The sequence below is a fragment of the Pontibacterium sp. genome (assembly GCF_041587635.1).
GTDB lineage: Bacteria > Pseudomonadota > Gammaproteobacteria > Pseudomonadales > Balneatricaceae > Pontibacterium.
Genome location: NZ_JBFGYC010000411.1, coordinates 1 through 3,727, shown reverse-complemented (window position 1 = coordinate 3,727; position 3,727 = coordinate 1). Strand labels below are relative to the sequence as shown.

General features: G+C 54.8%; 5 protein-coding genes. All 5 read left to right on the top strand.

What is annotated here, in order from left to right:
• Positions 1-221, top strand: a 221-nt coding sequence (locus ABYW01_RS16540) for a TRAP transporter small permease (RefSeq protein WP_372834807.1), incomplete at its 5' end; no start/stop codon positions are given.
• A complete protein-coding gene (locus ABYW01_RS16535) occupies positions 214-1,512 on the top strand; it encodes a TRAP transporter large permease (protein ID WP_372834805.1) in 1,299 nt (432 codons plus the stop codon). The genes ABYW01_RS16540 and ABYW01_RS16535, both read left to right, overlap by 8 nt.
• A 153-nt stretch (positions 1,513-1,665) precedes the next feature.
• Positions 1,666-2,670: a TRAP transporter substrate-binding protein DctP gene (gene dctP, locus ABYW01_RS16530; protein WP_372834803.1), complete on the top strand. Its 1,005-nt coding sequence runs from the start codon at positions 1,666-1,668 to the stop codon at positions 2,668-2,670.
• A 171-nt stretch (positions 2,671-2,841) separates the two neighbouring features.
• Positions 2,842-3,201 (top strand): (2Fe-2S)-binding protein, encoded by a 360-nt coding sequence (locus tag ABYW01_RS16525; RefSeq protein ID WP_372834801.1) that lies wholly within the window; start codon positions 2,842-2,844, stop codon positions 3,199-3,201.
• Positions 3,202-3,727, top strand: a 526-nt coding sequence (locus ABYW01_RS16520) for an FAD-dependent oxidoreductase (protein ID WP_372834799.1), incomplete at its 3' end; no start/stop codon positions are given.

The window sequence follows — 3,727 nt, the reverse complement described above, 5'->3', positions numbered from 1 at the left end:
TTGTGAGTCTGGTTGTGGGTTGCTGGCTCACATACTGGGCATGGCGCTTTACCAAGTACTCCTGGCGGGTATGGAAAGAGAGCCCAACCCTGTACATCCCTACTTTTTACGTCGATATCGCCTTAATGACCGGCCTGGTATTGATGATGCTGTACACCGCTATGCACCTCGTCGGCCATATTCGCGAGCTGTTTGCTGAAGAGGAGCCGAATCATGGTTGAAGTTGCGCTGATGGCGGTGGCCGTACTGGTCATCCTGTTAACCCTTGGCATCCCACTTCCGTACTGCTTTGGCGGCGGTTTGATGGTGATGTATTTCCTTGGCGATGTTGTGATGAAAGGCAACATGCTATGGGGCTTCCAGCAGCTGGGTAACCCGGTGCTGCTGGCAATTCCGCTGTTTGTCCTGGCCGGCACCATTATGAGTGTCAGTGGGATCGCAGCCAGTTTGCTGCGCTTTGTGAACATCTTTGTAGGTCATCTGCGCGGTGGTCTGGGTGTGGTTGCGACCATCAGCTGTGCGCTGATCGGTGCCATCTCCGGCTCCGGTCTGACCGGTGTTGCGGCGATTGGTCCGCTGCTTATCCCTGAGATGGAGAAACAAGGTTATCCACGTGAATACGCAACGGCACTGATCGCCAACGCCTCTCTGCTTGGTCTGCTGATTCCACCGAGTGTGACCATGATCGTGTATGGCTGGGTCACCGATACCTCCATCCTCGCATGCTTCCTGGCCACCTTAGGTCCGGGCTTGCTGATCATGGCGAACTTCTCCGTGGTGAACATCTGGCTGGCGCGTAAGTTCCCGCTGAAGCTGGAAGAACGCCCTAAAGGTGAAGCGTTTGTCGCTGAAGTATCCCGCCGTGGCTTTAAGGCAACGCCTGCGCTGCTGATGCCTGTGATCATTCTGGGCGGCATCTACGGTGGCATTATGACGCCAACCGAAGCGGCGGCCGTATCCGTGATCTATGCGATCCCGGTCGGTTTCCTGATCTACAAAGGTCTGGATTGGAAAACCTTCCTCGGTGCCGGCAAAGAAGCCTCCACCTCGGTGGGTGCGATCATGCTGATGATCCTGTTCTCCATGATCCTGTCGCAGATGTTTGTACTGGAGAGTGTGCCTCAGCAGCTGGTTGAAGCGATCTTCTCCATCACCGAAGACAAAGTGATCCTGCTGATTCTGATCAACGTGCTGCTGTTCCTGGTCGGCATGGTCGTCAACGACGTCACCGCCATCATTCTGATCGCGCCCCTGTTGTTGCCATTGATGGAAGCTATTGGCATCAGCCCGGTGCAGTTCGCCGCCATTATGGGTGTGAACACCGCCATGGGTGGAGTAACGCCACCGTACGCCTCGATCCTGTATCTGGGTGCGCGTATCGGCAAGGTGCAGGTCACCAAGGTGATTCGTCCTGCGATGATCCTGATCATCACCGGTTACCTGCCGGTGGTGTTCCTGACCTCCTTCTGGTCTGACCTGTCACTGGGTCTGCCAGCGCTGTTTGGCTATTGATCGACGTTACATAGAAACACTGAAAAAGATCCCGAAAGCCGGGTCATAACGATCCGGCTACGGAACCAACGAGAAAGTCCCGGACTTATTCGAAGGATCCTGAACCTGTTATCAGGTTCCCAAATATAAAAAGAAGTGAATGAGGATAATGAGATGAAACTGAACCTGTTGTGCAAAACCGTAAGTGCGGCCATGTTTGCCGGTGTCCTGAGCGTATCTGCTGTTGCTGAAGCGGCAACGCTGAAGATCAGCCACATCCGACCACAAGGCACGATTGTTGATAACGAGCTGAAGGAATTTGCAGGTAACGTAGAAACAGCCACCGAAGGTGATGTAAAGGTTAAGATCTTTGCTGCCAGCGCGCTGGGTGACTACACCACCGTACAGGAGCGTATCTCCGTTGGTGCTGTGGATATGGCTGTACAGCCTGCCGCGACTGCAGCGTCCCGTCAGATGCAGATCACCTACTTCCCATACGTCGCAGCTAACTGGAAAGAAGCAAAAGTTGCTTACGGTCCAGGCGGTGCGATCTACGAAGCGATGAAAGAACTGTACGCGAAGCAGGATATCACCATGCTGGCAGCGTACCCGGTTTACTTCGGTGGCGTAGCACTGAACCGTGATGCCGTTTCTCCGGGCAACCCGAACGTCGACAAAGGCATTAAGGTACGTGTACCGGGCATCAAGAGCTTCCAGCTGACATCTGACTCTCTGGGTTACATCAGTTCCCCAATCCCATTCTCTGAAGCATTCACCGCCGTACAGACCGGTGTTGTCGACGGTGTGATCGGTTCCGGTGCAGAGGGTTACTACGCCTCTTTCCGTGACGTAACTAAAACCTACGTGCCGGTTAACACCCACTTCGAAGCTTGGTACATGGTGATCAACTCCGAAACGCTGGCTGACCTGGACAGCGATGACCGTGAAGCACTGATCAAAGCGGCGACTGATTTCGAAGCAAAACGCTGGGAACGTGCAGAAGCGGATCAGGGCGATTACGAACAGAAACTGGCTGACCACGGTGCCACTATCGTGAAACTGTCTGATGAAGAGCTGGCTGCAGCGGCGAAAAAAGTTCGCGCTGAAGTATGGCCAAAAATCCTCGACGACATCGGTGCTGAGTGGGGTCAGGGCGTTCTGGATCAGATCAAAAACTGATCGACCCTCTACCTGAAGACAGACCTGTGCGGCGAATGCCTCGCTGCACAGGCTCTGCTCTCAACCCCTGCGAGCAGCCCGCCATGCTGTTCGTCGTACCTGATCGGCCACTTCTGAATTGTCAGAGCTGGCCAAAGACCGCGTAACCCAACACCGACGCAACAGGTTTCTATGATGTTCCGATATCTATCGCAACCGTCAGGGTCTCAGTCCGATACACAGATCCATTTGACGATTAATGACCGCGAGATCAGCGTGCCCGCCGGTACCAGTGTCTGGGCCGCGATGGCGCAGGCAGGTGATACCGTAACCCGGCTTTCTCCCGTCACCGAACAGGAACGCTCCGCTTACTGTGCCATGGGCGTGTGTTTTGAGTGTCTGGTTGAGATTGATGGCATGCCAAACCGACAGGCGTGTCTGACACAGGTGTGCGAAGGCATGTCTGTAAAACGTCAGGAAATTACCCAAACCAGCGATGCGTTTGCCGATGTATCCGACAACAACGCTGTGCAATATCAGGAGGGCCAATAAATGAATATCTACAGCCCGAGTGATGATTCACCCAACGAATTCAATCCCGGCAGCAGCTACGATATAGCCATCATTGGCGCGGGCCCTGCGGGAATGTCAGCAGCCATCACGGCTGCTGATGCCGGTGCGACCGTTATCGTACTGGACGATAAACCCCAGCCCGGTGGCCAGATCTACCGTAAAGTGACCCGCAGCCCGCTGACACAACCTGAAGCACTGGGCGAAGACTATCTGAAAGGTGCCAAACTGGTTGAAGCCTTTCAAAACTGCAACGCCGAACATCTGCACGGTGCCAGTGTCTGGCATGTGGGCGATAACGGCGAAGTATTATTCTCCCGCGATGGCGGCACCCAGAGTCTGACCGCACGTGAGCTGATTATCAGCGGCGGCGCGATGGAACGCCCTTTTCCAATTCCGGGCTGGCACCTGCCGGGCGTCATGTCTGCTGGTAGTGCACAGGTCATGCTGAAGTCCGACGGACTGGTGCGCGATAACGCGGTTTTTGTCGGTACCGGACCCTTGTTGT

Excerpts from the sequence above, each read along its gene's own strand:
- dctP (WP_372834803.1), top strand. The coding sequence starts at position 1,666 with ATGAAACTGAACCTGTTGTGCAAAACCGTAAGTGCGGCCATGTTTGCC.
- ABYW01_RS16525 (WP_372834801.1), top strand. The coding sequence starts at position 2,842 with ATGATGTTCCGATATCTATCGCAACCGTCAGGGTCTCAGTCCGATACA.
- ABYW01_RS16535 (WP_372834805.1), top strand. The coding sequence starts at position 214 with ATGGTTGAAGTTGCGCTGATGGCGGTGGCCGTACTGGTCATCCTGTTA.